The sequence below is a fragment of the uncultured Aquimarina sp. genome (assembly GCF_947492405.1).
Lineage (GTDB): Bacteria > Bacteroidota > Bacteroidia > Flavobacteriales > Flavobacteriaceae > Aquimarina.
Genome location: NZ_CANLMP010000002.1, coordinates 1011829 through 1036734, shown reverse-complemented (window position 1 = coordinate 1036734; position 24906 = coordinate 1011829). Strand labels below are relative to the sequence as shown.

Annotated in this window: 27 protein-coding genes; 21 read left to right on the top strand and 6 right to left on the bottom strand. The window is 33.4% G+C overall.

The genetic code is table 11. The annotated features are described in order from the left end of the window. Window positions 1-7 precede the first annotated feature (7 nt). The 13 genes from Q0829_RS10780 to Q0829_RS10720 all read left to right on the top strand — a co-directional run bounded on the left by Q0829_RS10780 (window position 8) and on the right by Q0829_RS10720 (window position 10148). Window positions 8-385: a TerB family tellurite resistance protein gene (locus Q0829_RS10780; RefSeq protein ID WP_298542374.1), complete on the top strand. Its 378-nt coding sequence runs from the start codon at window positions 8-10 to the stop codon at window positions 383-385. A gap of 14 nt (window positions 386-399) precedes the next feature. Beyond that, complete coding sequence (locus Q0829_RS10775) at window positions 400-795, top strand: c-type cytochrome (RefSeq protein ID WP_298542371.1); 396 nt, start codon at window positions 400-402, stop codon at window positions 793-795. Continuing rightward, window positions 795-1310 (top strand): DinB family protein, encoded by a 516-nt coding sequence (locus Q0829_RS10770; RefSeq protein ID WP_298542368.1) that lies wholly within the window; start codon window positions 795-797, stop codon window positions 1308-1310. Before Q0829_RS10775 ends, Q0829_RS10770 begins: the two co-directional genes overlap by 1 nt. 211 nt (window positions 1311-1521) lie before the next feature. Then, entirely contained in the window at window positions 1522-2646 is a 1125-nt protein-coding gene (locus Q0829_RS10765; protein WP_298542365.1) for a T9SS type A sorting domain-containing protein, read from the top strand. Between the two features lie 224 nt (window positions 2647-2870). Continuing rightward, entirely contained in the window at window positions 2871-3989 is a 1119-nt protein-coding gene (locus Q0829_RS10760) for a CNNM domain-containing protein (protein WP_298542362.1), read from the top strand. Beyond that, window positions 3986-4465 (top strand): methylated-DNA--[protein]-cysteine S-methyltransferase, encoded by a 480-nt coding sequence (locus Q0829_RS10755; protein WP_298542360.1) that lies wholly within the window; start codon window positions 3986-3988, stop codon window positions 4463-4465. The genes Q0829_RS10760 and Q0829_RS10755 overlap by 4 nt, the downstream gene beginning before the upstream one ends. Before the next feature lie 214 nt (window positions 4466-4679). Next, window positions 4680-5834, top strand: a complete 1155-nt coding sequence (locus Q0829_RS10750) for a serine hydrolase (protein WP_298542357.1) — start codon at window positions 4680-4682, stop codon at window positions 5832-5834. Beyond that, the gene (locus Q0829_RS10745) at window positions 5824-6537 is read left to right on the top strand and encodes a 3'-5' exonuclease (protein WP_298542354.1); all 714 of its coding nucleotides are present in this window, start codon (window positions 5824-5826) and stop codon (window positions 6535-6537) included. The genes Q0829_RS10750 and Q0829_RS10745 overlap by 11 nt, the downstream gene beginning before the upstream one ends. A gap of 550 nt (window positions 6538-7087) precedes the next feature. Continuing rightward, complete coding sequence (gene tssD / locus Q0829_RS10740) at window positions 7088-7786, top strand: type VI secretion system tube protein TssD (RefSeq protein ID WP_298542351.1); 699 nt, start codon at window positions 7088-7090, stop codon at window positions 7784-7786. Between the two features lie 3 nt (window positions 7787-7789). Continuing rightward, entirely contained in the window at window positions 7790-8977 is a 1188-nt protein-coding gene (locus tag Q0829_RS10735; RefSeq protein ID WP_298542349.1) for a hypothetical protein, read from the top strand. A gap of 11 nt (window positions 8978-8988) precedes the next feature. Then, complete coding sequence (locus Q0829_RS10730; RefSeq protein WP_298542348.1) at window positions 8989-9546, top strand: hypothetical protein; 558 nt, start codon at window positions 8989-8991, stop codon at window positions 9544-9546. Between the two features lie 27 nt (window positions 9547-9573). Next, window positions 9574-9825 (top strand): hypothetical protein, encoded by a 252-nt coding sequence (locus tag Q0829_RS10725; RefSeq protein ID WP_298542346.1) that lies wholly within the window; start codon window positions 9574-9576, stop codon window positions 9823-9825. Window positions 9826-9941: 116 nt separating this feature from the next. Further along, the gene (locus Q0829_RS10720) at window positions 9942-10148 is read left to right on the top strand and encodes a hypothetical protein (RefSeq protein ID WP_298542344.1); all 207 of its coding nucleotides are present in this window, start codon (window positions 9942-9944) and stop codon (window positions 10146-10148) included. Between the two features lie 5 nt (window positions 10149-10153). Here the strand turns inward: Q0829_RS10720 and Q0829_RS10715 are convergent, their stop codons facing one another. The 6 genes from Q0829_RS10715 to Q0829_RS10690 form a co-directional block, all read right to left on the bottom strand. Next, on the bottom strand, window positions 10154-10843 hold the full coding sequence (locus Q0829_RS10715; protein WP_298542342.1) for a hypothetical protein: 690 nt from the start codon (window positions 10841-10843) through the stop codon (window positions 10154-10156). Window positions 10844-10856: 13 nt separating this feature from the next. Then, the gene (locus tag Q0829_RS10710; protein WP_298542340.1) at window positions 10857-11543 is read right to left on the bottom strand and encodes a hypothetical protein; all 687 of its coding nucleotides are present in this window, start codon (window positions 11541-11543) and stop codon (window positions 10857-10859) included. 26 nt (window positions 11544-11569) lie between these two features. Further along, window positions 11570-12550 (bottom strand): kelch repeat-containing protein, encoded by a 981-nt coding sequence (locus Q0829_RS10705; protein WP_298542338.1) that lies wholly within the window; start codon window positions 12548-12550, stop codon window positions 11570-11572. A 117-nt stretch (window positions 12551-12667) separates the two neighbouring features. Further along, window positions 12668-13396 carry a metallophosphoesterase gene (locus tag Q0829_RS10700; RefSeq protein ID WP_298542336.1) on the bottom strand — a complete coding sequence of 243 codons (729 nt, stop codon included), beginning with the start codon at window positions 13394-13396 and terminating at the stop codon, window positions 12668-12670. A gap of 42 nt (window positions 13397-13438) precedes the next feature. Further along, entirely contained in the window at window positions 13439-14578 is a 1140-nt protein-coding gene (locus Q0829_RS10695) for an ATP-binding protein (RefSeq protein WP_298542335.1), read from the bottom strand. Window positions 14579-14662: 84 nt separating this feature from the next. Continuing rightward, window positions 14663-15418: an SDR family NAD(P)-dependent oxidoreductase gene (locus Q0829_RS10690; protein ID WP_298542810.1), complete on the bottom strand. Its 756-nt coding sequence runs from the start codon at window positions 15416-15418 to the stop codon at window positions 14663-14665. Window positions 15419-15689: 271 nt separating this feature from the next. On the opposite strand from Q0829_RS10690, the gene Q0829_RS10685 reads away from it, so the two are divergent. The 8 genes from Q0829_RS10685 (at window position 15690) to Q0829_RS10650 (ending at window position 24906) form a co-directional block, all read left to right on the top strand. Further along, window positions 15690-16691 (top strand): MoxR family ATPase, encoded by a 1002-nt coding sequence (locus tag Q0829_RS10685; RefSeq protein ID WP_298542333.1) that lies wholly within the window; start codon window positions 15690-15692, stop codon window positions 16689-16691. 83 nt (window positions 16692-16774) lie between these two features. Beyond that, window positions 16775-17641: a DUF58 domain-containing protein gene (locus tag Q0829_RS10680; RefSeq protein ID WP_298542330.1), complete on the top strand. Its 867-nt coding sequence runs from the start codon at window positions 16775-16777 to the stop codon at window positions 17639-17641. 40 nt (window positions 17642-17681) lie between these two features. After that, on the top strand, window positions 17682-19331 hold the full coding sequence (locus Q0829_RS10675; protein ID WP_298542328.1) for a DUF4381 domain-containing protein: 1650 nt from the start codon (window positions 17682-17684) through the stop codon (window positions 19329-19331). Between the two features lie 2 nt (window positions 19332-19333). Beyond that, window positions 19334-20338, top strand: a complete 1005-nt coding sequence (locus Q0829_RS10670; RefSeq protein ID WP_298542326.1) for a VWA domain-containing protein — start codon at window positions 19334-19336, stop codon at window positions 20336-20338. A 58-nt stretch (window positions 20339-20396) separates the two neighbouring features. Beyond that, entirely contained in the window at window positions 20397-20903 is a 507-nt protein-coding gene (locus Q0829_RS10665) for an NAD(P)H-dependent oxidoreductase (RefSeq protein WP_298542323.1), read from the top strand. Between the two features lie 73 nt (window positions 20904-20976). Beyond that, window positions 20977-22011 carry a VWA domain-containing protein gene (locus tag Q0829_RS10660; RefSeq protein WP_298542321.1) on the top strand — a complete coding sequence of 345 codons (1035 nt, stop codon included), beginning with the start codon at window positions 20977-20979 and terminating at the stop codon, window positions 22009-22011. A 100-nt stretch (window positions 22012-22111) separates the two neighbouring features. Further along, window positions 22112-22990: a tetratricopeptide repeat protein gene (locus tag Q0829_RS10655; protein WP_298542319.1), complete on the top strand. Its 879-nt coding sequence runs from the start codon at window positions 22112-22114 to the stop codon at window positions 22988-22990. Between the two features lie 149 nt (window positions 22991-23139). Next, complete coding sequence (locus Q0829_RS10650; protein WP_298542317.1) at window positions 23140-24906, top strand: BatD family protein; 1767 nt, start codon at window positions 23140-23142, stop codon at window positions 24904-24906.

Genomic DNA, 24906 nt, shown 5'->3' with positions numbered 1-24906 from the left:
AACTTTTATGGTAAGTAGAGATCGATTGTATCAGACTTTTGGAGAATTATTGTACGTAATCGCCATGAGTGATGGAGTCATCCAGAAAGAAGAGGTAAAAACTTTAGAAGAAATCCTAAAGGCGCATCCAAAAGGACAAGAAATTAAATGGTCTTTTGACTATGAAAATGAGAACCAAAATGATATTGAGACTTTATATAAAAAGGTCATAGAAGTTTTTTCTGATAATGGTCCGGATGAAGAATATGATTTTATGATTTATGCGTTGACCAAAATAGCTGAAGCAACGGATGGTATGGGTTCTAAAGAAGAAAAAGTAATTAGTAGTTTTTCTAAAGACCTTCTAGAAAGATTCAAAAAAGACATTGATAATTTATTTAATTGATAAGATCACACACAATGAGAAATATTTTTTTACTACTCTTAAGCATCACGTTTATAGCCACTAGTTGCCAATCAGAAAAGAAACCAGAAAAAGAAAAAATTGTGATTGGCTCGAAGAAAAAATCGTCTCCTGAATTTGATTTAGGGAAGGAACTATTTAAAGGTAAGGGAAACTGTTATTCTTGTCATCGAATGGATAAGAAATCTGTAGGCCCAAGTGTTGCGGAGATTATGAAAATATATAAAGAGAAAAATGGTGATATCGTAGGCTTTCTGAGACAGAAAAAAGATCCAATTGTGGACCCTGAAAATTATGCGGTTATGAAAACCAATTTTGCTCGTTTAGAAAAATTTACCGATGAAGAATTGAAGGCAATAGCATTATATATGAATGAAGTGATTACTAAATAATGAAACAACTATTATTTCTTCTTTTTTTTATATCGTATCCTATAATGTCTCAACAAATAACCCCTAAATCTGCTTTTCTGGAAAAGTGGAAGAACTCTAAAGAGTATTTGCTGGAAATAGCGAAATCCATGCCTGAAAATAAATACTCATATGCTCCTACAAAACGTGAAATGGATTTTAAAAATCAATTACTTCATATCTGTGGAAACATGCTATGGCTTAGTACGACTCACTTTTCTGAAGAAGTATTTGATCGTAAAAAACTTTCAGAAAATGCTCCTGATTCTAAAACCGAGGTTATTAAGTTACTCGAAAAATCATTCGATCTTGTCTATGAACGAGTTCAGAAAACAAAAGATGATTCACTAAAAACCGAAGTAGACTTTTTTGCCGGTCCAAAATCCAAACTTCAGATTCTGAATCTGCTTCAGGATCATGTAACACACCATAGAGGACAGTTAATTGTATATCTAAATCTTAACGAGATTAAACCACCTAAGTATGTAGGGTGGTAAATAATACTGTTATTGTATTGCATATCAGTCCAAACCACTAGTTATATTATATCTTTAATGTACGATGAGTTATCATCGTTATTTACCATTATATTTTATTGTGCTTGTATACTATTATTAATTATTGATAGTTAAAGCATGTATTAATTCTCAACTAGGCTTATTCTTAAATCCAATATTCAAAAAATTAGTAACCAAATAACACAAACTCATGATTAAAAATGTACAATTGCTGCTAAGTGTAGTAGTAATGCTAACACTTTCTAACCTAAACTATGCTCAATGTAATGATGTTACATTAGAATCTATAACAAATCCTGGACCTTATAATGTGGATACCTATACAGAATCCGATGGTTTGCCAAATAGCCCGGATTACAGAGAAGTAACAATATATTATCCTACAAATGGAACTCCACCATATCCTAGTATAGCTATTGTACCTGGATTTACAGCTGGTCCGGCATCAGTAAGACCTTGGGGTCCGTATTATGCATCTCATGGAATTATATCTATAGTTATAGGGACAAATGATAGAAACGCATTTCCAGATTCTAGAGCAAATGCCCTCATAAGTGCTCTTAATACTTTAGAGGAAGAGAATACACGAAGTTCTTCTCCTCTTAATGGACAAATTGATACAGAGAAATTTGCAGTGAGTGGTCACTCCATGGGTGGAGGTGGAGCACAGCGAGCGGCAGTTATGAACTCTAAGATAAAAGCAGTAGTAGCTTTGTGTCCTTGGCTACCAACATTTAATAGACCATCTCTTGATCATTCGGCTCCAGTACTAATTTTTAGTGGACAGAATGATGGTACTGCAGGACCATCTCAGCACGCTAATGTCCATTATGAACAAACTCCAAATGAAACTGATAAACTTTTATATGAAATTAAGAACGGAAATCATTCCGCAGCTAATTCCCCAACGGGAGCACAAGGAAATGTAGGGAAACTAGCTATTTCGTGGCTAAAATCCAAGCTTGATAATAATAGTTGTTATTGTTCTTTAATCAATGATCAATTACTAGATAATCCAGCAACTGCATCAACATTTGAAACAAACGTTTCTTGCCAAACATTATCAGTTGATGAAATAGACGTCAATACACGATTAACCACAAGTATATACCCAAATCCTACAAATTCTTATGTTACTGTAGAAAGTGATTTTGCTATTTCTAAGAGTTATGAAATATTTTCTCTCTTAGGAGAACATTTGGCTAGTGGAAATATTACTACTAAAAAAGAACAAATTGACCTATCTAACCTAAAACCAAATATATATTTACTAAATATTGACAATCAAATTTTTAAAATACTGAAAACAAAATAAATATAGAAGCCTAAATATTATTTAATCCCACAAAACATAATGAGTTTTTCTTAAGTTTTTGTGGGATTAAACGCTACATAATACATTTTTAAAGTGCTATTTCGATAAAAAGTTCATATCTAAATTAATTCTTCTTTAGAATATATTCATTTTTGATTCTTAGCGTCTACTAATCGTATTCCTACTGAAATTATTTATTACTTTAGCAGAACTAATTTTATACCATGGCATTACTTATTGTATACGGAGTTGTATCCATTTTCTTTTCGTTTTTATGTTCAATTCTGGAAGCGGTTTTACTGAGTATTACTCCTACATTCCTTAACGTTAAGAAAAAAGAGAGAAAAGCATATGCAACTTCTTTAGAAAAGCTAAAGAAAGATGTGGATAGGCCACTCATCGCTATTTTAACACTTAATACGATTGCACATACCGTAGGAGCTATATTGGTAGGTGTACAGGCAAAAGTAGCATATGCCGAAATGTATGGATCGACTACTCGTACAATACTTGGAGTTGAAATGACCGAAGATCTAATGGTAGGGGTGGTATCTTCTATTATGACTATTTTGATATTAGTAGCTTCAGAAATTATACCTAAAACTATCGGAGCAACCTATTGGAAACAGCTCGCTAATTTTACCTCTAAAGCATTACATGTTTTGATCTGGCCACTAAAATGGACAGGTATTCTCTGGATATTACAATTAACTACTAAATTAATCGGTGGTAAAGGACATCATGGATCTGTATTAAGTAGAGAAGATTTTACTGCGATGGCAGATATAGCGGAAGAAGAAGGTGTTTTTGAAGAATCAGAATCTACAGTAATCAGGAATCTATTAAATTTTAAAGCGATTTTTGCAAAAGATATCATGACCCCAAGAACGGTGATTAAAACTGCTTCTGAAGATACAACCGTAGAAGAGTTTTTTAATGAAAACCAAAACCTACGTTTTTCCCGAATTCCTGTGTACAAGGAAAATTCTGATAATATAACAGGGCAAGTATTAAAAGATGAAGTTTTTAAGGAAATGGCAAACCAAAATGGTCATAAACTTCTTGCCGAAATAAAAAGGCCTATCATATTTACAACCAGAAACTTACCAATTCCGGATTTATTTAATGAGTTAGTTCAAACTAAAAACCATATAGCTTTGGTAGTAGATGAATATGGTTCTGTAAGCGGTGTAGTCAGCATGGAAGATGTAATCGAAACACTACTTGGATTAGAAATTATGGATGAAAGTGATCAAGATTCTAATATGCAGGAGTTAGCACGAAAAAATTGGGAAGACCGAGCTCGCCGTATAGGACTGCTGGATGATAAAAAAGAAGAATGATCGAAACTGTTTTCATAAAAACTCCTTTAGGTATTGCTTCTGTATCAGGAGATGAAGACGGAATTACAAAAATTTCTATTACAGAAGACGTAGGAAAAGATTTATCTAAAGAGATTCCGAAAACACTTAAGGAAGCTGTAATTCAATTACAGGACTATTTTCAGGGAAATAGGAGCGATTTTAGTATTAAAATGAATCCATCTGGCACCGATTTTCAGAAAAAGGTGTGGCAAGAACTTTCTAAAATTCCTTTTGGTAAAACGGTAAGTTACCTAGATATTGCTAAGCGACTAGGTGATCCAAAATGTATACGAGCTGCTGCATCCGCTAATGGTAAAAATCCATTGTGGGTAGTTGTTCCTTGTCATCGCGTTATTGGTAGTGATGGGTCTCTTACTGGATATGCAGGAGGCTTATGGAGGAAGAAATGGTTATTGGAACATGAAAGCCCAGTAAAGCAGCAATCTTTGTTTTAGAAATAAAATCCCGAAAATTTATTAGTAAACTCAATTTTGTGAAGTCTGTAAGACGTACTCAAAATTGTAAGTTGAACTAATCCCGCTTTTGCAGCGGGATTGTAATTGAATACCTCTATCCTTGGGTCGATTTCTTTTATCGGATCGAAAGCTTTTCCGGAGGTTTCATACCTTTTATTTTCATACCTTAGAGCGTTAAAATTTCTAAATACAAATGAAAATTCTCAAAAAACTTCTAAAAGGCCTAGTTGGTATTATTCTACTCTGTGTGGTTTTATTGTACATTTTTGATTATGATTATATCTTAAAAGGAGTACGTGTCGTATATATGACAGGGCATAAAACTGCATATATAGATGATTACACATATTTTGACAATCATATTATAGAAAAAGGTAACAATACTATTCCTTGGCAATTACATGAGAAATATAATAAAGCAACTCCCACAGAAAGATTGAATACTGTCAATGAAGCTATGGGAACAGTAGCATTTATGATTATCAAAAATGATAGCATTTGGTATGAAAAGTATGCTGAAGGTTATGGTACTGAGTCTAAAACCAACTCTTTTTCTATGGCGAAAAGTATCACAACCGCCTTATTAGGAAAAGCCATTATGGATGGACATATCAAAAGTTTGGATCAACCAATAGGAGATTTTCTCCCTAAATTCTCAGAAGGATTAGCCGCTAAAGTAACTGTAGGAGATTTATCATCAATGTCATCTGGATTAAATTGGACAGAACATTATACAAGTCCATTTTCCATAACGGCAAGAGCATACTATGATCCTGAATTAAGAGAAGTGATGAATGGATTAGAAATTGTAGATGAACCAGGAAAAGAATTTAGATATTTAAGTGGTAATACACAGCTCTTAGGCATGGTTGTCGAAAAAGCAACAGGTAAAAGTTTGTCAGAGTACCTAAGTGAGAGTTTCTGGAAACCCATGGGTATGGAACAAGATGCATTGTGGCAAGTGGATAGTGAAGATAGTGGAATGGAGAAATCATATTGCTGTATCGCTAGTAATGCTAGAGATTTTGCTCGTTTTGGAGTATTGTTTAAAAATGATGGAAAGTTTGGAGGGAAACAAATATTGCCAAAAGAGTTTACAAAACTAGCTACTCAAAAACGTTTTGAGAATGATGATATGTACGGTTATGGATTTTGGTTATCTGATCATCTTGATAAAGATATTTTTGTAATGAGAGGGATTTTAGGACAATATGTAATTAGCATTCCTAAGGATAATGTGATTATTGTCCGTTTAGGACATCATCGTGGAGGACCACAAGGATCTTTTAGTGAAGATTTCTTTATTTATATTGAAGAGGCTTATAAAATGCTAGAAAATGCTTCATAAAATTAACTTAGAACACATTTTGTTTCTCGATATAGAAACAGTTCCGGAGCAAGAGAGCTTTGAAGCTCTAACAGACGAAATGAAATATCTATGGGCGGATAAAACTAAATTTCAACGTAAAGAAGAATTCTCTCCAGAGGAATTCTATGAGCGAGCCGGTATCTGGGCAGAATTTGGAAAGATCGTCTGTATCTCAGTTGGATATTTTGCTTTTAAAGGTGAAACAAGGTCTTTTAGAACTACGTCTTTCTATGGAGAGGAGAAGCAATTACTTATAGATTTTAAAAACTTGCTAGAAATACATTTTAATAATCCACATCATTTGCTTTGTGCACATAATGGTAAAGAGTTTGATTTTCCGTATATCGCCAGAAGAATGATTATTCACAATATTAGTTTGCCTTTTAAACTAAATCTATTTGGTAAAAAACCTTGGGAAGTTCCGCATTTGGACACTTTGGATTTATGGAAATTTGGCGATTATAAACACTATACATCATTAAAACTATTAACTAATATTTTAGGGATCCCTTCCCCAAAAGATGATATCGATGGGAGTCAGGTGCGACAAGTGTATTACGAAGAAAATGATATCGATCGTATTGTGATTTATTGCGAAAAAGATACAGTCGCCGTTGCCCAGATTCTACTGCGTCTACGACAAGAAGAACTATTAGATGATGATGAGGTGGTCTCGGTATGATAAATAGCATCCTAAAATACTTTTTTTCTGTATCCAGGGCTGTTTTGATGCAGCGCGGGATATAACACAGCTACCCCATTAGTAAATATCCACTCCCGTGGATAGGGAATAGGTGCTAAGACAAGTTGTCCTTCCGCGCGGAGGGGTAGTATATATTCCTGTAGATACGATTGAAGTGCGCGGAAGATTTTTACCTTTCTCTGTATATTTTTGTGTATATCGATTGCTTTTTTGAGTATTTCAAATGGTGTAGATGGGCTCCTTATTAGTCATCAGGGTATCCGCGGGATAAAAACACGAATCCCGAGTGGTTGGATAGACTTCCAGATTTGTATGCATACGATCAGCGCACTTTATAGCGACACACCCTACAGATGATGTATAAAACGAATGCGCGGACATAGTATCATACCGGAAATGGTATCTGAGATATTGATAATCAGCTTCTTTATCGCGGGAAAATATCCCTACGTCGAATTTTTAGCAGACGGAACGTTTGTGAACGTAATTTTTGATATTTTCCCTTTCTAAATTCTAAATCATCACGCGTATGGCCTTTGTGGCAAAACTATTTATAAATGACCAGGAACGAAATGTGCTGGATAGCACATTTTTGTACAGACAACTGATTGATAGTAATGGTCGCCCTAAAACGAGTACACAAGATGGTAAAATCACTTTGTTGATTGAATCTAGTAAGAATGATGAATTATTCTATGATTGGATGTTTTCAACCCACACAATGTACAATGGATATGTTCGTTTTTATAAAAGAGATGGCTTTAGCAAGCTGTTTGATTTTGAGTTTGCCAATTGTCATTGTATCTATTTAGAAGAAAAGTTTAATGCAGAGGGGAATGATCCCTTAAAAATGCAGTTAACGCTTTCGCCGGGAATACAAAAAGTACGTGGTCAGATTTTCGAAAAAAACTGGAATCCTAGCAATCCTTTTCAGAATGCTACACCGATTACGGAGCGAGAGGAAAAGGAGCCGGAATTTTTAGGATATCATTTTGAAGATAAAGGAGGAGAAGTTTTAGAGAAGGATGAGATTAACGTGGATGATGAAATTTATTTAGTAATAGAAACGCAAGATGCCGAAGGAGAACGTATCACAATAGATTTAGATGATAAATCTTTAGATTATGAGTACCAAGGCACGCGATTGGAAAATGATGTGATTAGAAATGTAAGTATCACTGGAGATCAGACTAGGTTAAAATTAAAAGCTATAAAACAAGAAGATTAAATTATGGGTAGAGCAACTTTTGATAATTTTCCGGATAAGTTTTTAAGTATTGAGTTTCCAAGTGTAGCGCAAATACCGATATTTTTAGAAATAGATGTCTATGATGATGTGCAAAGTTTCAGTCTAACAAACAAATCCAATAATATAGGTTTTGGTACGGATGTTTCTAATAATGAAAAAGATATCCGTGAATTTATTACTGAAACAGGAAGTTATGAAATTGAAATAAACACGCAAAGTGATGGCGTTTTAATTAAAGATATAGAGATAGAAGATGTTAGAACTACTTTGATTTTTAATAAAATAGATTTTGATTTTGAATTAAGACGAGTAGATGATGAAGGTAATCGAATAAGTAATACAGCTACGGAAAATTTAGCAGAAACTTTTGTGTCTACAGATAATATTAGAATTCTTTTTTTTCAATTGGAACATTATGACTTACAAAATGATGGTAACACTTGTGGTGATATTGTTTGGGAGGTTGAAGGAGTAACTGAAGATGATGGTACTGTAACGGAACAAAATAATGGAGAAGAGGATGTTTATGAATTTATTCCTAATCCAATAAACAGACCTAATCAGACAGGGAATGGATCAAGACAACCTAATACACCTATAGAATATACTGTTAACTGTACTATTTTAGGTTTAAAAAGATCTTTTGAGCTAGAACAGGATGGTAAGAGTGTATTAAGACAGGAGTATATAGATTATGGAACCAATTGGCAACCCACAAGAAGTGAAATCTTTGCAGATGATGGAGATTGGAACACTGGTAATTATAGCAATAATGGCGATTTCAATGTAGACGCTGCCAATTACCCTTATGATTCTGGTTATATTGCTGCTAGAGGCCAGAACAGGTTTCAAGAAATTTGGGATCAACTATTAATAAATTATGGTAATTTTTGCGAACAAGCTGGGATTAATAATAATGGTTTAACAGTAAATAGTTCTTATAGAAACCCTCAACGGAATAATGCGGTAGGTAGTGTTTTAATAAATAGTAATCATACGATTGGACACGCTATGGATGTAAGTTTAGTTGGTCAAAGAACTTCACAAAGATGGAACTTTTTGCATAATGCAGGAGAACAAATTAATGGAGTTAATGCAATATGTGAGATAGGACCAACGCAAGTTTCTTGCGATAACCCTAATGTAAGTCATGTTCATTTAGCTTGGTAAAATTTAAACAAATGAAATTTATAAAATTCTTCTTTTTACTCATTTTATTTAGTAATTGCAATAAGACCAAAACGGAAAATAATAATGATTCCATAATACAGGCTGTAATTAAAGACGATGAAAATATTATTTCAAACCAGAAGAAAGACTCTTCTGGTTTAGAAATTGTGAAGACTCTTTTTGATAGAGCTGTTTCTATTGAATCAAAATCAAAAGATTCATTAATCTTATTTAAAAAACACAAATTTAGTATTTCAAAAAATAATGATCCAATAAGATTGAATTTTGAAAAATGTATTCCATTTCTCAATCAAGAAAAAATGAATACTAAATTTAAAGTAAGAGATTCAATAGAATGGTATGAACATAAATTACATCATAAACACTTGTTTTATATTCAAGATAATTATGTTATAATTTTAGATTTATTAAAAATAGACACGTTAAAAGAATGTGAAGCTATAAAAAATTCAAATTTTATGATAGATGTAATTCGAATCTTTGAAAAAGAAGAGTATATAGTAAAAGCAAGGAATTCCTATTCTCCCTTTTATAAATTAAATTTATAATAATTGTATCATAAATATTTACAAGTATTGATAAGGATTAAGTACCTAATTTTTATAGTATCGGTTTCGTTATTTGTCTCTTGTAATGCCCAAACAAACAAAGCCAAATACTTTGAGACTAGAATAATTACCCTTAATGACTCTTTACTTATAAATAAATCTTATGCAGTTTTTGAGGAATTGAAAGTTGACCTTCATAATAGAGATAAAGCCATAAACCTTCAGGAAGAAATTCAAAAGATTTCAGTAAATAAAAAATTGAAATCTGATGATCCTTAAAAGCGATTAGAGATTAAGAAAAGACTTTTTTGAGATTGTTTTAAAAAAGATCAAATGAATGAGTATAGGGCAGGAAATTATATTGCCGAGTACTGTTCCCGCTAAAAAAAAAGAAAATGACCTTTAAAAAAGCTGATACAGGTAATCTAGGGAAAGAATTATACGTTATTGTTGAGACAAAGTTGTTACAAGGAAAAACGATGGGTATTAATATAAGACAAGGAAAAAGAAATCCAATTATCAAATCAGATACTATCAATTTTGGTTCTAAAAAACTACAGTCTTTAAGAGAATTAAAAGTGCCCTTCTTGTTCGAAGAATAATCCTTTTATTGTAGTCTAGCTAAAACGGATCTGCTTAATAATTTCCCATTCGATTTTGTGGTCTCTTGTTGTACCAAACCAACATCTTTTGCAATCCATTGTTTTACATAAGAAGTTTGTTTCATACCCATACTCATATTAGTTTCATTAATGTATGTGATAAGATAGCAATTAAATGATCCCGCAGAAGTAGTAATAATCTCTTTTGATGCTACTTTTCGCTTTTTGAGTTCTACAGTCATATCTATGCTCATCACACCAGCATCAATAGACATAGCGACTTGACCATCTGGTAATTCTTGCCCTACAGAGAGCGTGTTAGGAATATCAATACCTTTTCCTTCAATACTATATTCCATATTCTTGTATTGGTTAAATAAGCTAGGAGAGATTATAGATTCTGGATCTAAAGTCGTAATACCTCCATTACAGGTCACTGTAAACTGAGCTTCAGTAATCTTTTTCTGCTTTTTAGCATCACTTAAATACATACTCATCGTAATCTTAGAATCGGATCCCGAAGAATCTATATCCAGAACCTCGTAACTCGTTTTAGAGGTTAGCTTGTTTTTATGATTAAAATGATGCATAGTGATCGTCGTCCCTTCTTTCGAAGGATAAAATTGACTACAATTGTTTTGAGCATACGAAATGCTAATGCAAAAAAAAGTAAAAATTAAAAATTGAGTTTTCATGGTATAATGGGTTCTAAAGATTAAATAGTTTATGAACGTTTATTTGTAATCCTACTGATACCAGTAAAGGTTGACTATTAATAAAATAGATATCATCATTATTTAAAGGAATAGATAAACCCAGCTGAAAAATAGCTTTAACATATTTATAGCCTACTTTACTGGTGATTACAGGTTCTATAAATAATCCTGTTCTATTGATGGCATCTTGATCCAAGATGACAGTTGCAAATCTGGTAGTAAAACTAGCATCTACAATATTATTAGTTAATCCAACAGAGGGTTGTATAAAAACACGACTCATGTTTATATTAGAGTTTACATCCCATAGATCATTTTCTCTCTCTGGTTGTAATCTTCCTAAGCCAAAACCTAAATATGTTTCAAATCTGAAGATTTCACTTATTTTAGTATAGTATCCAGGTGCAAGTTCAATATATTGATGATCATATAGTTTTCCAGAAACTTGAGATGCATTGTTAAAAAAACTCCCATTTATTTGTATGCCCATATGATTAGTAATTGCATAAGAAACTTGCGGATCGATGCCAGAAGTACCTGTATGAATTGCAGCCTGAACCTCTCCCTTTTTACTAAATAGTGGTGTATTTACCGTATTAGGAACATACGCTGATGAACAGGATTGTATGATAAAAATCAGGTATGTATAGACAAAAAAATTATTTAAATTGACTCGCATGATTTCTTTGTTTTTAGCTAATTGATCTAATCTTCATCAATTGTCCAGATTTCTCCAGAAGTTCCTGATGCTATATATCCCCCAAAAAACCAAATTTGATCATTGTATGCAAGGCTAGAATGAGAATGTGAACTTTGAAAAGGGATAGCTTCCTCATATCTTGTCCAGCTAGTCATATCAGAAGAATACCATATATCTTTTGTAATTCTTGATGTTTCTGACTGACCATTAATAATCCACACTTTGTTATTGAAAACAGTAGCAGTATATAAATCTCTAGCGCTAAAAATAGGAGTGGATGTAGCTACTAATGACCAGCTAATACCATTAGTACTTGTCCAAATTTCATTCAATCGACTAGTTTCATTTCTACCTCCTATGACATATAAAGAGTTATTAAAAACAACGGTTTCATGATTACCTCTAACCGGAAAAGCGTTAGTGTTTTCTTCGACCCAATTAATACCATCTATTGTAGACCATACAATCATATTAGTTCTTGTAGAAGAAGGGCCTATAACGTACATTTTGTTGTTGAATACTGTTGTGGTATGAGCGGACATGTTACCAAACGGAGCTATCATAGTAACGTTAGACCAAGTAATACCATCGTTGGAACGCCAAATATCGGATAAAAAATCACCCGTGTTATTTTTTCCACCAATTAACCACATTTCATTATTAAATACAGTTAGTGTATGTCGATATCTTGCTTCGAAAAGATCACTGGTAACCGATACCCAATTTATTCCATTATCACTTGACCAAACAGCGTTTCCATAGGTGTCATCGGCAGTATATGCATTATCTCCACCCACGGACCATACTTTTCCATCAAATACAACCATGGTGTTTTCTGCAAATCCGCCCATCTGATCTTCAGAAGTTTTTAGATCGAATGTTAATGAACTTTCTGAAACATCATCTATTATAATGTCATCATCGTCGGTATCACAAGCAATGTTGATAATAAATAGGAAGACTAATAAAATTCTTGAGGTTTTCATTTTGTTACGTTTTATAGTTTCCTATTGGTGTCATAATCTTTTATTAGGTAAACATGAAACATAAAAAAATCGCCTAAAGAGCGATTTTAAAATTAAAAAGTAAGCGAATTTTGGTTGTTAATTCCTTCCTTTTTCGGTTGGGTATAATTTATAAACAGGGTCGCTTTGCCAAAACTCTTTGGTATTGATATCCATAATTGTTAGAGGACCTTTAAAAGCAGCACCAGTATCGATATTCCAAATGCAGGTAGCATTCACAGGTGTGGTTTTATTAATTCTGGTTACCGGAGTATGTCCAATATAAATTTCATCAAAAAGTAAAAGCCTTTTAGGATAAGTGAGATCCGTTTTTTTAAGCTTTGGATCTATGGCCAGTGCAGTTTCCCATAATGTTCGATCCCAGTAAAATAGTTTACTAAAATATTCTCGATGAGGTCCATGAAGGTTCGTAAAGCCTGCATGTAAAAACAGACGATTATGATGGTCTATGTGATAATTAGTAAGATCTTCATAAAACCTGAGATGAGTATCAATCTCTTCTTTTGATAATTTATCATAAGAGTCAATAGTTGCTTGACCGCCATGTTTCATCCATTCAGGATTGTATTTTTTTTCGGTTAACCAAGTATAACAGAGTTCATCGTGATTACCTCTAATAAAGATACAATTATGAGTTTTTTGTAATGTTATTAAAAAGGAAACAAGTGGAGCGCTGTCGCTCCACCCATCAACATAATCTCCTAAAAAAATCAGGGTGTCGTCGGTTGTGATTTTTGCTTTTTTGATTAATTGCTGCAAAGCTTTTAATGCTCCGTGCATATCTCCAATTACAAGAGTTCTATTCATATCTTATTTAATGGTAATCAATTGATAATTTTAAGTTCATGGCTAACTGTATCGTATTTTTCTAAGTATTCGCATACTTTCTTTGTACAGTGTATAGACTTTTTGATCTGTATAATTTTTTAAGTAGGGTTTGGCCTCTTCCAATTTGTCTTTTGCTTCATTAAAATCATTAAAGTAGCATAAAAGATAGGTTACAGGAAGGTTGAAAATATCTTTTTGCTCATTTTTAGTTAGAGACATTTTCTTTTTTAACTTATCTATTAATGCATTATTGCTATTATACAAATGATGCAAAGTTTTTCGATCAAATTGAGGTGGTTCAAACAAGATTTTGCTTTCAATGTCATAGCTTACATTATTTTTAAACTTGATAGTTACCTCTTCTAATGGGTAATAATCATATGTGTCTTGTAAACCCAGTTGTACATATTCTACAATTCTAAATTCTTCGTCGGTAATAGAGATACTAACTTCGTCAAATTGAGAATAGAACAGTTTAACCTGCTCGTTGATCAATGCTATATCTACTCTGGAGTAATATATTTCATCCTTTACACGCTTTTCTTTTGCAGACCAACAGACCACAAAATATTCTTTAAATACTTTATAAGTAGGATGATAGTCTTTGCGAGAATTCATAAAGTCGAAAACACCATCCAAAGTCAATTCGATATTATTCTGTGCATGACTTTCTATAGATTCCACAATTTCAGAATTCACATCTTTGATCTCAATATCAAATACTTTGGGCATACTGATACTTCCGTCTCTAAAAAAAACGGTGCCTCCATAATATTTCCATATGTTTTTACGAAGAGAGCATAGTTTCCCTTCTTGAGAGCGTATCGAAACCAAGCCTACAACTTTATCACTTGGCAAATGTGGAAATGGGATATTTTCATAAGCCACAATCGGTGGATTAGAAAGGTAAGCATTCACTAGGTTTTGAATCTTACTATCATCAAAAAAGTCAACACCTATAATCTGATTGTCTTCGTCTTCAACTCCTATCACGATATAAGAATTGTTTTTTGGGTTAGAATTAGAAAGCGCGCAGATGTGTTTTAGAAACTTAGCTTTTCCTTCTTTTTCGCCAATATTTAGCTTACGCTTCTTATCATAAAAACTATTCTCGTCATTATGAGCTAAAAGATTTTTTATAAGCAGTCTTTTATTAATCATTCCTTTTACAAATAGCAATATTTTCTTTTCCCATATAAACTTAGGTATTTTTATTGGGTATGCAATGTGTTAGGAATAAAGAAATTATAAACTTTTATTTACAATTGTGCTATTTGCTTGTGCCGTCGGAAAAACTACCAGATCTGCAATATTTACGTGATAAGGTCTAGTGACTACAAAAGCAATAATATCTGCGATATCTTCTGGTCGCAGTGGGTCAAAACCATCGTAAACAGTATCGGCTCTTTTATCATCGCCTTTAAATCGAACATTGCTAAATTCTGTTGCTACCAGCCCTGGATGGATTGCCCCAACGCGGATTCCATATTGATTAAGGTCTATTTGCATTCCCTTATTAATAGCATCTACGGCATGCTTACTGGCACAATACACATTTCCGTTAGGATATACTTCTTTTCCTGCGATAGAACCAATATTGATAATATGACCAGACTTTTGAGAAATCATTTTTGGGATTACTGCTTTAGAAACATATAGCAACCCTTTTACATTAATATCTAACATAGCATCCCAATCATCTAAGCTTCCTGTTTGAATAGGATCGAGACCGTGCGCATTCCCAGCATTATTAACCAAAATATCAATTGATGCAAATTCTTGTGGAAGCGTATCAATACTCTTAAAAACACTTTCTTTATTGCGCACATCAAAACATAGTGTATGAACTTTAACAGTTTTATTGAGCTCACTTTGTAATTGGTCAAGTCGCTCTTGTCTTCTTCCGCAAAGAATTAAATTGATGTTGTGTTTGGAGAATTCATAAGCAGTAGATTTTCCGATACCACTGGTAGCTCCGGTAATTAAAGCTGTTTTCATTATCTTGGAATTATTGTTTTTCTGATTTAGATTCACATTTTTGCAACATAATAAAAAGACTTTCGTCTTTTATGAACATCATCGCGAAAGCCGATGAAAATTGTTGCGTCCGTTTTTATCAGTAAAAAGATCTAAATATACTGTAAAATTTGGGCGTAAGCGTATTTCTAGGGGATACTTTTAACCTATAATTAACAACAAAAAGAAAAATATTTTAACAATTTGCAATGCTGAAACATGAATGGTAAATTCACGGCTTTAAAAAAAAGAATAGATGGAAGAAAATAGTTCTATTGATATTGCTTCAATCAATGAGAAAATACAAAGAGAATCTGCATTTGTAGATTTACTTACTTTAGAAATGAACAAGGTAATCGTAGGCCAGAAACATATGGTAGAACGGTTACTAATTGGATTGCTTGGACAAGGACATATTTTGTTAGAAGGTGTTCCTGGGCTAGCAAAAACTTTAGCAATTAATACGCTTTCAAAAGCAGTTCACGGTAGTTTTAGTCGTATCCAGTTTACACCGGATCTATTGCCTGCAGATGTTGTAGGAACCTTGATCTTTAATATGAAAGAGAATGATTTCTCGATTAAGAAAGGACCTATTTTTGCCAATTTTGTACTTGCCGATGAGATTAACCGTGCTCCGGCAAAGGTTCAGAGTGCATTGTTAGAAGCGATGCAGGAAAAGCAGGTAACCATTGGCGATGAGACTTTTATTTTGGATAAACCATTTTTAGTAATGGCAACTCAGAATCCTGTAGAGCAAGAAGGAACATATCCTTTACCAGAAGCACAGGTAGACCGTTTTATGTTAAAAACAGTGATTGATTATCCTAAATTAGAAGAAGAGCAACTAATTGTTCGTGCAAATCTTAAGGGTAGTTTCGAAAAAGTAAATCCGGTAGTTTCCGTAGAACAGATTCTTAAAGCTCAGAAAGCAGTAAGAGAAGTATATATGGATGAAAAGATTGAAAAATATATACTTGATATCATTTTTGCTACTCGTTTTCCTGAGAAATATGGTCTGGAAGAGTTAAAACCATTAATTAATTTTGGTGCTTCTCCTAGAGGAAGTATTAACATGGCTACCGCTGCTAAGTGTTTTGCTTTTATAAAAAGAAGAGGGTATGTTATTCCAGAAGATGTTCGTGCTGTAGTACATGATGTATTACGTCATCGTATTGGTATTACATATGAAGCTGAAGCCGAAAATGTAACTTCAGAAGATATCATTAATAAGATTGTAAACGAGATTGAAGTACCATAGAGATTTTGGATTTTCGAATTACGATTTTGGATCTTACAATCCTCAATCGTCAATTATTAAATCGTCAATCGTAAATCATAATAATGGATACTAAAGAGTTACTAAAAAAAGTTCGAAAAATTGAAATCAAGACGCGGCGCTTGAGTGATCATATATTTGGAGGAGAATATCATTCTACCTTTAAAGGTCGTGGTATGACTTTTAGCGAGGTGCGTCAATATCAATTTGGAGATGATGTTCGTAATATAGATTGGAATGTAACTGCTCGTTATAACGAGCCATATATTAAAGTTTTTGAAGAGGAACGTGAATTGACAATGATGTTAATGGTAGACGTTTCTGGATCACAATTGTTTGGAACCAAACAACAATTTAAAAAAGAAATTATAACGGAGATTGCGGCAACCTTGGCTTTTTCTGCTACTCAGAATAATGATAAGATTGGATTAATCTTGTTTACAGATGAGATCGAACTTTTTATTCCACCAAAGAAAGGAAGATCTCACGTACTTAGAATTATTAGAGAACTCTTAGAACACGAACCGAAGAGTAAAAAGACAAATATTACGGAAGCATTAAAGTTTTTATCGAATGTAATGAAGAAAAAAGCGATCGTTTTTATACTTTCTGACTTTATTACTGATGATTATCAGCAAACACTTAAGATTGTAGGTGGAAAACACGATGTTACTGGTATTAGAGTCTATGATCGACGTGAGGAAGAAATTCCCAATTTAGGAATGGTACAGATGGAGGATGAAGAAACAGGAGAATTACTATTGGTAAACACAGGTTCTAAGAAAATGAGAATGAACTATGCTAAATACTATCAGGAACGCATAGATTATTTTAGGGATAGTTTTACTAGAAGCGGTGCGGGATCTTTGAGTAGTCGTGTAGACGAAAGTTATGTAAAAAAGTTGTTAGGATATTTTAAACGAAGAGGATAAACCTTTTTTGCCATTCCGACATAGATCGGAAATTATTATAATGAAACGAAAATTTAAAAATATATTGGGAGCTATTCCCCCTTCGAAAGGGGTTAGGAGGATGTTGATTATATCCTTCATACTAATTTTATCAGGAAATGTATCCGCTCAAGTTTCCTCAAGTATCGATTCTACCTCAATCCAGATTGGAGAAGAAATTCGGTATAAAATGCAAGTAGAATCCGATTCTACTCAGATTGTTATTTTTCCTGAAGGACAAACTTTTTTACCACTCGAAGTAATAGAATCCTATAAAACCGATACTACTAAGAGCGGTAATAGATTCAGTTTAATTAAGGAGTATGCATTAACCCAATTTGATTCGGGATCTTACACAATACCAAGACAAAAAATAATGATCGGAGATCAGGTTTTTCTAACTGATTCTCTAAAAGTAGAAGTACGAGATGTACTGGTTGATACTACTAAGCAGAAGATGTATGAGATCAAGCCAATAGTAGATGTAGATGCTTCTTTTTTTAATTGGAAAAAATATATTTTGTGGATAGTGATCCCCTTAGTATTAATCGGATTGATTGCTTTCTTAGTTTTAAGAAGGAAAAAACGAAAAGAAGCTAGAGAAAATGAATTGCCACCTTACGAAAGAGCAATTTTAGCGCTTCAGAGAATAGACGAGTCACACTTATTAGAACAAGATTCCCATAAAGAGTATTATTCTCAATTAAGTGATACTGCTCGTAAATATATAGATGAAGAAGTATATGATCATGCAATGGAGAGCACCACAGATGAATTGATTGCTCGTCTTGACGAAGAGATAAAAACAGGATCCTTAAATCTTGATAAACATACAATTGAAGAGCTTAAGTCTGTATTAAAAACAGCAGACATGGCTAAGTTTGCTAAATCTAAGCCAGATATTGGGACGGCTAAGGCGGATAGGAATGTTATTGAACGTGTAATTAATGAGACTAAAAATGCAATTCCCGAACCAACAGAGGAAGAATTATTAGCAGATGAAGAATATCGAAAAACAGTAGCCGAGAAAAAATTAAGAAAAAAGATATTATTTGGAAGTTTAGCAGGTTTTGGAATAATAGCAATTACATTAACAGTTTTTATTATTGTTAAAGGGTACGATGTCGTAAAGGATTCCCTCTTAGGACATCCAACTAAGGAGTTGGCCGAAACAGAATGGATTAGCAGTGCTTATGGCTCTCCACCAGTTACTATTTCTACTCCCAAGGTATTGATTAGAAATAATTTTCAACTTACAGAAGAACAAAAACAAATTCTTAAAGGAAACGAAACTTTTGTTTATGGAAGTTTGATTGGGAACTTTTATATCACCGTCTCTACTATACAGTATAATCAAAAAACAGAGGTAGATCTTAACAAAGTAGTAGAAAGTGTTGTAGGTAATTTTGAATCACAAGGAGCTAAGAATATTACTGTTAAGGATGAAGAATACGAAACATTAGCAGGAGCCAAAGGGATAAAAGTATTCGGAAGCCTAGAAGTAACGAATGCAGTAACTAAGAAAGAGCAAAAAAGTGATTATTTAATGCTCAATTTTGCTGAGAATGGAGGTTTTCAGCAGATTTTGGTAGTATATGATAAAGAAGATCGATATGCTAAAGATGTTGCCCAGCGCATTATTAACTCAGTAGAACTTAAAAATGCCAAATAACTATGTTTGAAAATTTCACATTTGAGAATCCACAGTTTTTTTGGTTGTTTTTAATACTACCATTTGCTATTGCATATTATATCTGGAAACGAAATAAACAACAGGCAGAACTGAAAATCTCTAGTATCAAAGGATTTAAAGTTTCCGGAAGTTGGTTAGCGAAACTTAAACCATTATTGCTTTTAGTAAGGTTAATTGCCTTAGCACTTATAATTACTGCTATGGCTAGACCCAGAACGGTAGATGTTTCGACTAAAACGAAAACAACCCGAGGAATCGACATTGTTATGGCAATAGATGTATCTGCTAGTATGCTGGCCAGAGATTTAAGACCTAATCGATTAGAAGCTTTAAAAGATGTAGCTGCAGAGTTTATTCAAGGAAGACCCAATGATAGGATTGGTTTGGTTATGTACGCTGCAGAAAGTTTTACCAAAACGCCAATTACAAGTGACAAGGGTATTGTACTTAGTGCAATGAAAGAAATTGAATATAATAATCTGTTAGAAAACGGAACTGCTATCGGAATGGGACTTGCTACCTCTGTCAACAGATTAAAAGACAGTAAAGCAAAAAGTAAAGTAATTATTCTACTAACTGATGGTTCTAACAATGCAGGTTTTATAGATCCTAAAATAGCATCAGAATTGGCTGTAGAATACGGTATCAAAACGTATACAATAGGTCTTGGAACCAATGGTATGGCATTAGCTCCGGTTGCTATAAGACCCAATGGATCATTTCAGTATGGGAATGTAAAAGTAGAGATTGATGAGGAGCTTTTAAAAGAAATCGCTAAGGTTACGAAAGGAAAATATTTTAGAGCAACTAACAATAAAAAGTTAGAAGAGATATATGAAGAAATAGACAAACTTGAAAAAACCGATGTGGAAGAATTTAAGTTCTATAATTATGAAGAAAAGTTTAGACCATTAGTATTGTTAGCAGGTTTGCTATTGTTAATTGAGTTTCTATTGAGATTCACCATATTTAGAAGTTTTATATAATACGTAATGAGACCTCACAGGTCTCTAAAACCTGTGAGGTCTGAGAAAGAATATTTATTTGAAAAAAGGAATCATAATTCAGGGGAGTTCTAGAAGTGATGGAGATACAAGTATTGTAGTCTCTTACCTAAAGAATATGACAGGATTTGATCTAGTAGATCTAAACCAAAGAGAAATAAACTACTTTGATTATGACTTCAAGAATGAAGATGATTTTGAAGTAATTTTCAAGAATATGGTTCAAAATTATCAAACGATAGTTTTAGCCACTCCGGTGTATTGGTATACAATGAGTGGGATTATGAAAGTGTTTTTAGATAGGATTTCTGATTATTTGTATAAAGAAAAAGATTTTGGAAGGATGCTGAGAGGAAAAGAGATGGCAATGATAAGTTGTAGTAATGATGATGATAGAGTTGATGAATTTAGTCTTCCATTTTCTAGGAGTGCAACGTATTTAGGGATGGAGTATCTTGGCGATATTCACGCTTGGGTAAATAATAAAGAACTTTCTTTAGAAGTAAAAGAGAAAATAGATGCGTTAGCATTAAAAATAAAAAATTGAACGAATGTCACACTGAGCTTGTCAAAGTGTGTTTTTAATTACAATATAAAACCGTAGACTAAGAATTAAAGGAATGTACTTACTAGAAGAAAAAATATATTTTTGGTTGTTATTGGTGATACCAATACTGATCCTATTATTTCTAGGTGTTTTAATTTGGAAAAAAACGACTCAGAAAAAGTTTGCGGATAAAGAATTATTAAAAAAATTAAGTCCAAACCAGTCGATTTTTAAAGCGGTACTTAAAGTGGTCATTATTAGTTTGGCTCTAGCTTGTTTTATTGTAGCGTTGGTGAATCCTAAAGTTGGTACTAAATTAGAAACGGTAAAACGAGAAGGTGTAGATGTTGTATTTGCCATTGACGTATCTAAAAGTATGCTTGCAGAAGATATTGCTCCTAATCGACTAGAGAAATCTAAGCAATTGGTAACTCAAATCATTAATAATTTAGCAAGTGATCGCGTTGGTATTATTGCATATGCAGCAAGCGCATTTCCGCAGTTACCAATTACAACAGATTATGGTTCTGCCAAAATGTTTTTGCAGTCAATGAATACAGATATGCTTTCCTCTCAAGGTACTGCAATCAATGAAGCTATAGAATTAGCAAAAACATATTATGACGATGAAGAGCAAACCAATCGAGTCATGTTTATTATAAGTGATGGAGAGGATCACGAAGGAAATGTAGCATCTATGGCCGAAGATGCAGCTAAAGAAGGTATTAAAATATTTACTATCGGTGTTGGGACAACAAAAGGAGGCCCAATTCCGATTAAACGTAATGGAATTGTACAGGCTTATAAGAAAAATAGTCAGGGCGAAACTGTAATTACGAAACTAAATACGACAATTTTACAGGAAATTGCCAATCAAGCAAATGGCACATACATTGATGGTACAAGTACCAGTGCGGTAGTAGAGAATGTTACAGAACTATTGCAAGGCATGGACAAGAAAGAATTCGAAGCCAAACAATTTGCAGATTTCAAAGACCAATTTCAGTGGTTCTTGGGAGCTGGTTTATTATTATTGTTTTTAGACGTTTTCCTGTTAGAAAGAAAAACATCTTGGGTTAAAAAACTGAACCTGTTTAATGAGCAGTAGTTTAAAAAATAGAATTTGGTAAAACAGAGCCGTCACACTGAGCTTCCTCCTAAGGCGGACAGGTGTCGAAGTGTTATCGAAGAGTAAAAATGAAAACGTTATGAAGAATTTACTAATCATATTGTTATGTTTCCAATTTGGAATTGGTTTTTCGCAGGAAGAAGAAGATAGAGCAGAAATTATAGCTGAAGCAAACCGATTTGTAGCAACCGGAAACGAAGTATTGGTTAATGATGGTAATTTTCCAAAGGCTGAAGGAGAGTATAGAAAGGCAATTTCTAAGAATCCAGTAGATGCTAAAGCAAAATATAATTTAGCGAATGCGTATTACAATACCGAAAAATATGATGAAGCTACACAACGCTATACTGAAGCTGTAAAAATTGCAGAATCAAAAGTCGAAAAACATAAGGCATTCCATAATCAAGGGAATACCTATATGGAACAAAAAAAGTATAAAGAAGCTGTAGAAGCTTATAAAAATGCTTTGCGTAATAACCCTAAAGATGATGAGACTCGGTATAATCTGGCATTAGCAAAACAGCTATTAGAAAAACAGAAAAACGAGGATAAAGGAGGCGATAAGGATAATAAAGACCAGAATAAAGACGAAAACAAAGATAAAGAGGATAAGGATAATAAAGAGGGCGAGAATAAAGAAGATAAAAAAGAAGGAGAAGACGACAAGGAGAAAAAGGGAGATGAAGGAGAAGATAAAGAGGATCAAAAAGGAGAAGACAAAAAAGATGAAAAAGGAGATCCAAAAGATGAAGGAAAGGATAAGAAGGAAGATAAAAAAGAAGGTGATGGAAAACCTGAAGAACAAAAGAAACAGCCACAGCAAGTTCAGGGGCAGTTATCTCCACAGCAAGTAAAAAGCTTATTAGAAGCCATGAATAATGAAGAAAAGAAGGTGCAGGATAAGATAAATGCTAAAAAAGCAAAAGGAGCAAAAACAAAAACCGAGAAGGACTGGTAATAAAGAACAGATGAAACGAACATTAAGAAATTTAAACATTACTTCATAAAAGAGAATGTTTAAAATTCTTAATGAGAGAACGAAGTGGTAACACACGTTCTCAATTTTATAATTAATTTATTATTAGATAATTAGTAAAATTTAAGCGTGTGAAACTAAAGTTAATTTTTCTAACATTATTTTTAGCAATAACTCATATGAGCATAGCTCAGGTTAAGTTTGAAGCTAAAGTGAGCAAGAAAAAGTTAGGTATTAATGAAAGATTACGTGTCGATTTTGAGATGAATCAAGACGGTGATAACTTTACACAACCTAGTTTTAAAGGATTTACTGTTGTTGGAGGACCTAATCAATCTATAAGTAATTCGTGGATTAATGGCAAAAGATCATATGCTAAGACATTTAGTTATTTTCTTTCTCCTACTAAGAGAGGAAATTTTACAATCGGACAGGCAACCATAGAAATTGATGGACAGACATATAAGACATTACCAGTAAAAGTTCAGGTAACAGCAGCAGTTCAAAAACCAAAAGATGGAAACAATGCCGACTATGTAGCTAGTGAGAATTTGCACTTAATAGCCGAAGTTTCTAAATCGAACCCATATCTTAATGAAGCTATTACAGTAATATATAAGCTTTATGTTAGCCCAAGAATACAGATTAGCAATTTAAGGGAGATAGATAACCCAAAATACAGTGATTTTTGGAGCCAGGCCATTAAAATTGGTCAGCTAAAAGTAGAAAGAGGAGAGTTTAAAGGAGAACCTTATAATTTTGTAGTTTGTGGTAAGACTGTATTATATCCACAAAAAACAGGAAAGCTGGAGATCGAACCTCTTACATTATCCATTGCAGTAGATGTTCCCACGAATCGCCGAGATATTTTTGGCGGAAAATTATACTCTACGGTAAATAAAACGGTAGCTGCTGGGACAAGAACGATCAATGTAAAACCCCTTCCTGAGCAAGGCAAGCCTGATGATTTTACAGGAGCTGTTGGGTCTTTCGATTTTAAAGTTATTCCAAATAAAAAAGAACTTGATGCCACAGAATCTTTAGAAACAAAAGTGTCAGTTTCTGGTAATGGAAATCTAAAACTTTTTGATTTGCCAAAGCTAAATGTACCAAACGGATTAGAACAATATGAACCAGAACATAACGAACGAGTTCGGACAAATCTCTCTGGTATGGCAGGAAATATTTCCGATTCGTATACGCTGGTACCACAATTTAAAGGAACATATCCAATCCCACCGGTTTCATTTTCCTATTTCGACCTAAAAACCGAAACATATAAGAGAATTACATCAGAAGAAATTGTAATCAATGTAAAGAACGGTCCTGATAGTGGGAGTGTAGTAAATAATTCGGAAGCTTCAGGAACTGCCAAAAAAATAGTGACGCAAACAGGTAATCAATTTAGGTTCTTAAAACTTAACCCAAATTTTCGACCAATAGAGAAAAAATATTTCTTTAAATCCACAGGGTATTGGATTGCATTAACAGCGCCATTATTGGCAATTCCATTATTCTTGTTTTTTGGAAAAAAGAGAGAAGAAAGATTAAGTGATGTGAGTGGAAATAGGGTTAGAAAAGCAGACAAGCTAGCTCGGAAATATCTTTCAGAAGCCAAAAAGAACCTAGGTAATCAGAAAGAGTTTTATATAGCAATGGAGCGTGCTTTACATAATTATCTTAAAGCTAAACTTCATATTCAGACAAGTGATATGAGTAAAGATCGTATTCAGCGATTACTAAAGGAAAGGGAAGTTGAAGATACCACTTCTATAGAATTTATAGCTTTGTTAGAAAGTTGCGAGTTCGCTAGGTATACTCCATCATCAACTACGGCTATGCAACAGGATTATGATAAAGCTTCCAGAGTGATAGCAGCGATTGATAAACAATTATAA

What these genes read in the sequence shown, in the direction of transcription:
- Q0829_RS10780 (WP_298542374.1), top strand. Translation starts at nt 8, where the DNA reads ATGGTAAGTAGAGATCGATTGTATCAGACTTTTGGAGAATTATTGTAC.
- Q0829_RS10775 (WP_298542371.1), top strand. Translation starts at nt 400, where the DNA reads ATGAGAAATATTTTTTTACTACTCTTAAGCATCACGTTTATAGCCACT.
- Q0829_RS10770 (WP_298542368.1), top strand. Translation starts at nt 795, where the DNA reads ATGAAACAACTATTATTTCTTCTTTTTTTTATATCGTATCCTATAATG.
- Q0829_RS10765 (WP_298542365.1), top strand. Translation starts at nt 1,522, where the DNA reads ATGATTAAAAATGTACAATTGCTGCTAAGTGTAGTAGTAATGCTAACA.
- Q0829_RS10760 (WP_298542362.1), top strand. Translation starts at nt 2,871, where the DNA reads ATGGCATTACTTATTGTATACGGAGTTGTATCCATTTTCTTTTCGTTT.
- Q0829_RS10755 (WP_298542360.1), top strand. Translation starts at nt 3,986, where the DNA reads ATGATCGAAACTGTTTTCATAAAAACTCCTTTAGGTATTGCTTCTGTA.
- Q0829_RS10750 (WP_298542357.1), top strand. Translation starts at nt 4,680, where the DNA reads ATGAAAATTCTCAAAAAACTTCTAAAAGGCCTAGTTGGTATTATTCTA.
- Q0829_RS10745 (WP_298542354.1), top strand. Translation starts at nt 5,824, where the DNA reads ATGCTTCATAAAATTAACTTAGAACACATTTTGTTTCTCGATATAGAA.
- tssD (WP_298542351.1), top strand. Translation starts at nt 7,088, where the DNA reads ATGGCCTTTGTGGCAAAACTATTTATAAATGACCAGGAACGAAATGTG.
- Q0829_RS10735 (WP_298542349.1), top strand. Translation starts at nt 7,790, where the DNA reads ATGGGTAGAGCAACTTTTGATAATTTTCCGGATAAGTTTTTAAGTATT.
- Q0829_RS10730 (WP_298542348.1), top strand. Translation starts at nt 8,989, where the DNA reads ATGAAATTTATAAAATTCTTCTTTTTACTCATTTTATTTAGTAATTGC.
- Q0829_RS10720 (WP_298542344.1), top strand. Translation starts at nt 9,942, where the DNA reads ATGACCTTTAAAAAAGCTGATACAGGTAATCTAGGGAAAGAATTATAC.
- Q0829_RS10715 (WP_298542342.1), bottom strand. Translation starts at nt 10,843, where the DNA reads ATGAAAACTCAATTTTTAATTTTTACTTTTTTTTGCATTAGCATTTCG.
- Q0829_RS10710 (WP_298542340.1), bottom strand. Translation starts at nt 11,543, where the DNA reads ATGCGAGTCAATTTAAATAATTTTTTTGTCTATACATACCTGATTTTT.
- Q0829_RS10705 (WP_298542338.1), bottom strand. Translation starts at nt 12,550, where the DNA reads ATGAAAACCTCAAGAATTTTATTAGTCTTCCTATTTATTATCAACATT.
- Q0829_RS10700 (WP_298542336.1), bottom strand. Translation starts at nt 13,396, where the DNA reads ATGAATAGAACTCTTGTAATTGGAGATATGCACGGAGCATTAAAAGCT.
- Q0829_RS10695 (WP_298542335.1), bottom strand. Translation starts at nt 14,578, where the DNA reads ATGATTAATAAAAGACTGCTTATAAAAAATCTTTTAGCTCATAATGAC.
- Q0829_RS10685 (WP_298542333.1), top strand. Translation starts at nt 15,690, where the DNA reads ATGGAAGAAAATAGTTCTATTGATATTGCTTCAATCAATGAGAAAATA.
- Q0829_RS10680 (WP_298542330.1), top strand. Translation starts at nt 16,775, where the DNA reads ATGGATACTAAAGAGTTACTAAAAAAAGTTCGAAAAATTGAAATCAAG.
- Q0829_RS10675 (WP_298542328.1), top strand. Translation starts at nt 17,682, where the DNA reads ATGAAACGAAAATTTAAAAATATATTGGGAGCTATTCCCCCTTCGAAA.
- Q0829_RS10670 (WP_298542326.1), top strand. Translation starts at nt 19,334, where the DNA reads ATGTTTGAAAATTTCACATTTGAGAATCCACAGTTTTTTTGGTTGTTT.
- Q0829_RS10660 (WP_298542321.1), top strand. Translation starts at nt 20,977, where the DNA reads ATGTACTTACTAGAAGAAAAAATATATTTTTGGTTGTTATTGGTGATA.
- Q0829_RS10655 (WP_298542319.1), top strand. Translation starts at nt 22,112, where the DNA reads ATGAAGAATTTACTAATCATATTGTTATGTTTCCAATTTGGAATTGGT.